Raw genomic sequence first — 3,963 nt, 5'->3', positions numbered from 1 at the left:
CCAGGCACCACACTTAGAAGAAGAGCTGAAAGTGGTAGAACTTGACTTGTCGAAATCTGACAGTTACAGAACCCACTGGCCTTTTTTACGCGACAGGCGCATTGACAGTTATTCACAAATTACAAAAAGATACATAGATGATGAATCTATTTAACGATAGCCCAAAAAAGCAGGGTTATGCTTTTCCACCAGAATGGGCGCAGCATGAAGCCACCTGGTTAAGCTGGCCTCATAAAGAGGCTTCATGGCCAGGTAAACTCGACACTGTTTATGCTCCATACTGTGAGTTTATCAAAGTAGTAGCTAAAGGCGAAAAGGTAAGGATCAATATTAATGATGAGGAAACCAAAGCTTTCGCTATCTCTGAATTAGAGAAAGTGGGTGCAGACCTCACGCAGGTGGAGTTCTTCCTGCAGCCTACCAATGATGCCTGGTGCCGCGACCATGGTCCTGCGTTTTTATTGCGCAACCATGGTGCTGAAAAAGCTGTGGTAGACTGGGATTATAATGCCTGGGGAGATAAATATCCTCCATATCACTTAGATGATGTTATACCCACTACAATAGCTAAGCACTTTAACCTGCCACTGTTTAACCCAGGTATTGTAATGGAAGGTGGTTCTGTAGAATTTAACGGTGCAGGTACTATTTTAACCACTACAGCCTGTTTACTCAACAAAAACAGAAACCCTCATTTAAGTAAAGAACAGATTGAACAATACCTGCTGGAGTTTTATGGTGCTGAACAAGTGCTATGGCTTGGCGATGGTATTGTTGGCGATGATACCGATGGGCATATTGATGACATCACCCGTTTTGTAAATGCAAACACGGTATTAACTGTAGTAGAAAGCAATCCGCTTGATGATAATTACCAATTGCTCCATGAAAACCTGGAGGCTTTGCGGGCTATGCGCCTGCCCAATGGCGAAGCGTTGAACATTATTACCTTGCCAATGCCCTCTCCGGTGATCCATGAAGATACTCGTCTGCCGGCCTCTTATGCCAATTTTTACATAGCAAATAAGGTGGTTGTAGTCCCTACATTCAGAGATGTTAACGACGGCCCTGCCTTAGAGATCATCAGAAATGCATTTCCTGACCGTGAGGTGGTCGGTATTGACTCTACAGATATCATCTGGGGCTTAGGTAGCTTTCATTGCTTAAGTCAGCAGGAGCCTGCTATTACCCTTTAATTTTGACCCCAATTACCTATTATAATATACATGAAATTACTTGAAGGAAAAACAGCACTAATTACTGGTGCTTCAAAAGGAATAGGCCGTAAAATAGCGGAAACATTTGCTGCACAAGGTGCTAATGTTGCTTTTACTTATTTATCATCTGTAGAAAAAGGCTTAGCTTTAGAGCAGGAGCTACAAGCCTATGGCACGCAAGTTAAAGGTTACCGTTCTGATGCCTCTAAATTTGATGAAGCAGAGCAATTGATCAGTGCTATTGTGGCTGATTTTGGTACCCTTGATATTGTAGTTAACAACGCCGGTATTACTAAAGATGGTTTGTTGATGCGCATGAGCGAAGAAAACTGGGATGATGTGATGAACGTAAATCTGAAATCGGTATTCAACGTAACCAAAGCAGCATCGAAAATTATGATGAAAAACCGTAAAGGTGTATTCATTAACATGAGTTCTGTGGTAGGTGTACAAGGTAATGCTGGTCAAGCTAACTATTCAGCTTCTAAAGCGGGTATCATTGGTTTCTCTAAATCTGTTGCTAAAGAATTAGGCTCCAGAAATATCCGTACCAATGTAGTGGCACCAGGATTTATCCGTACCGAGATGACCGATGTGCTGGACCCTAAAGTGGTACAGGGCTGGGAGCAGGGCATTCCTTTGAAAAGAGCAGGTGAGCCTGAAGATGTAGCTAATGTATGTGTTTTTCTGGCATCAGACATGAGCGCATATGTTACCGGACAGGTGATCTCTGTATGTGGCGGCATGTTGTAAACATACACCACAGCCCATCATATTTGAAAAACATTCTCTTCAATCAACTGTTTAATGGAAACTGTATCTAAAAACGGTCAATTACATGGACGAAAAGGAAGGTTTGATCTTAAAACAGATGACGCTACAGGCAGAGGAGATTTTCTTTGTCTTTAATGTGAAAGAGATGCGATTTACCTATGTAAATAAGGCATTTGAATCTATTACTAAGAGAAAAATTACACAATTACTAGAACAACCTAAAACCATATTGAAGATCATCCACCCGGAAGATCTTCAATATATTAAAAATGCATATAAAATAGTTTCCCGTAAAAAAACCAGCACCTCTTTAAGCTTTAGAATCCTTCGTCCTGATCATTTAACAAGATGGATAAGAGCTAAGATTTATGCTGTTGTAGAGCATGATGAAGTGCAATACATCAGTGGTGTGGCTGAAGATGATTCAGCCCGGATTGCCAATATCTTTAACATGCAAAAAGTAAATGGCTGGAAAAATTCTACCCTGGAAATCTTGTCGCATGATTTACGTGGTCCCATTGGCACCGTTAAAATGCTGGCTTCTGTCATCGCCAAAAAGCTGCCCGATAATGCCGAAATCACTAAACTTACTGAGTTAATTGAAGATATCTCCCGCAGAAATATAGAATTAATTAAAACAGTACTCAAACGCGAAACATTTGATACGGCAGAGGTGGAGCTGAGTAAAGAACGATTGGATGTGGTGTGGGAAATACAACAGATCATGGAAATCTACATGAAATCACAGGAAGCAGTAGAGAAAAAGCTAGAGTTTACCTTTTCACATCCTACAATTCATGCAGAACTCGACAGCATGAAGTTTCTGCAGATTGTCAACAACCTGGTGTCTAATGCCATTAAGTTTACCCATAAACAAGGACATATACACGTGCATGTAGAAAAGTTAGAGAAAACCGTGCTGGTTACCGTGGCTGATGATGGTATTGGCATCCCTAGAAACCTTAGGCCTGTTTTATTTCATAAGTATACCAGGGCAAGCAGGCCGGGGGTAGAGGGTGAAGAATCTATAGGTCTGGGCATGTGGATTGTGAAACTGCTAACGGAAATTCACAATGGCCGTGTCTGGTTTGAAAGTGAGGAAAATAAAGGCAGTACCTTTTACGTAGAAGTACCTTTAGGTCATGTAGAGGCAGATTAATCTTTTGCCTTCTCTTTGACAATCACGAAGATATCTTCATTGTCTTTTTTCATGAAGTACTTTTCACGGGCAAATTTCTCGGCTGATTTTAAGTTGGTGCTCAGCTCGTTCAGGTCTTTATTGACCTGCTTTGTTTCCCGCTCGTAAAAATCTTTCTCTTCCTGAAGTTTGTGGAGTTCAGCACGGTATTCGTATTGCGAAAGCATGTCGTTTTTATCAAAAAAGAGCATCCATACCACAAAAGCCGCTGTAGCGATAAAATATTTATTGCGAAAGATCTCGAATACCTTGTTCATTGTTACAAATATAGTGAACATTAGCACAGTTGTTATACACTTTATTTCACAATGTGAACTGAAAGTGTATAACTGTATACAATTTGCTTACACCTCTTGTGAAGGTATATGCTTTCTAAAAAACGAGTATACTTTAAATTTACTAACCTTACCAGTTAAGCCTTAGCAAGTAGGGAGCAGGTAGCGGATTTCCGCTACCTGCTCCCTACTTGCTCCCCACCAAAGCCATTGCTGGCCGCTTAATTATTAAAGGGAAATTTGAGCCTTTGTCAGGTAATAATACCTTGATAGTAAAGTTGACCACAAAAAAAAAGAGACCTTTCATCTTTACAATGAAGTGGTCTCTTTTTTGAAGCCTGACTGTTGCCAATCATGCTTTTATTTAATGCTTATTTTTTAAGGAAAGAAAAGTCTTTGCCAATAAAACGGGCAGCAGCACCTAACTCTTCTTCAATACGCAACAATTGGTTGTATTTTGCAATCCTGTCTGAACGGGAAGCTGATCCTGTTTTAATCT

The 3,963-nt window shown here is 40.5% G+C and carries 5 protein-coding genes and 1 pseudogene; 4 read left to right on the top strand and 2 right to left on the bottom strand.

Translation table 11 applies throughout. The features are described from left to right. The 4 genes and pseudogenes from ACR2F7_RS17075 to ACR2F7_RS17060 all read left to right on the top strand — a co-directional run. Positions 1-154, top strand: a pseudogene (locus tag ACR2F7_RS17075) (acyltransferase); the annotation flags it as partial. Then, the gene (locus ACR2F7_RS17070; RefSeq protein WP_432714738.1) at positions 138-1,196 is read left to right on the top strand and encodes an agmatine deiminase family protein; all 1,059 of its coding nucleotides are present in this window, start codon (positions 138-140) and stop codon (positions 1,194-1,196) included. The pseudogene ACR2F7_RS17075 and the gene ACR2F7_RS17070, both read left to right, overlap by 17 nt. Before the next feature lie 30 nt (positions 1,197-1,226). After that, positions 1,227-1,970: a 3-oxoacyl-[acyl-carrier-protein] reductase gene (fabG, locus tag ACR2F7_RS17065; protein ID WP_432714737.1), complete on the top strand. Its 744-nt coding sequence runs from the start codon at positions 1,227-1,229 to the stop codon at positions 1,968-1,970. 85 nt (positions 1,971-2,055) lie between these two features. Then, positions 2,056-3,150 (top strand): PAS domain-containing sensor histidine kinase, encoded by a 1,095-nt coding sequence (locus ACR2F7_RS17060; protein WP_432714736.1) that lies wholly within the window; start codon positions 2,056-2,058, stop codon positions 3,148-3,150. Here the strand turns inward: ACR2F7_RS17060 and ACR2F7_RS17055 are convergent. Both ACR2F7_RS17055 and ACR2F7_RS17050 read right to left on the bottom strand, forming a co-directional pair. Next, complete coding sequence (locus tag ACR2F7_RS17055; protein ID WP_432714735.1) at positions 3,147-3,446, bottom strand: FtsB family cell division protein; 300 nt, start codon at positions 3,444-3,446, stop codon at positions 3,147-3,149. The genes ACR2F7_RS17060 and ACR2F7_RS17055 overlap by 4 nt on opposite strands. A gap of 389 nt (positions 3,447-3,835) precedes the next feature. Further along, positions 3,836-3,963: hypothetical protein (locus ACR2F7_RS17050; protein WP_432714739.1), on the bottom strand; the 128-nt coding region annotated here is incomplete at its 5' end.

This window comes from Pedobacter sp., from assembly GCF_045628745.1.
GTDB lineage: Bacteria > Bacteroidota > Bacteroidia > Sphingobacteriales > Sphingobacteriaceae > Pedobacter.
The sequence above is the reverse complement of the archived record's forward strand: the minus strand, read 5'-3'. Positions and strand labels throughout refer to the sequence as shown.

Coding starts and splice junctions, on each gene's coding strand:
- ACR2F7_RS17070 (WP_432714738.1), top strand. CDS start 138: ATGATGAATCTATTTAACGATAGCCCAAAAAAGCAGGGTTATGCTTTT.
- fabG (WP_432714737.1), top strand. CDS start 1,227: ATGAAATTACTTGAAGGAAAAACAGCACTAATTACTGGTGCTTCAAAA.
- ACR2F7_RS17060 (WP_432714736.1), top strand. CDS start 2,056: ATGGACGAAAAGGAAGGTTTGATCTTAAAACAGATGACGCTACAGGCA.
- ACR2F7_RS17055 (WP_432714735.1), bottom strand. CDS start 3,446: ATGAACAAGGTATTCGAGATCTTTCGCAATAAATATTTTATCGCTACA.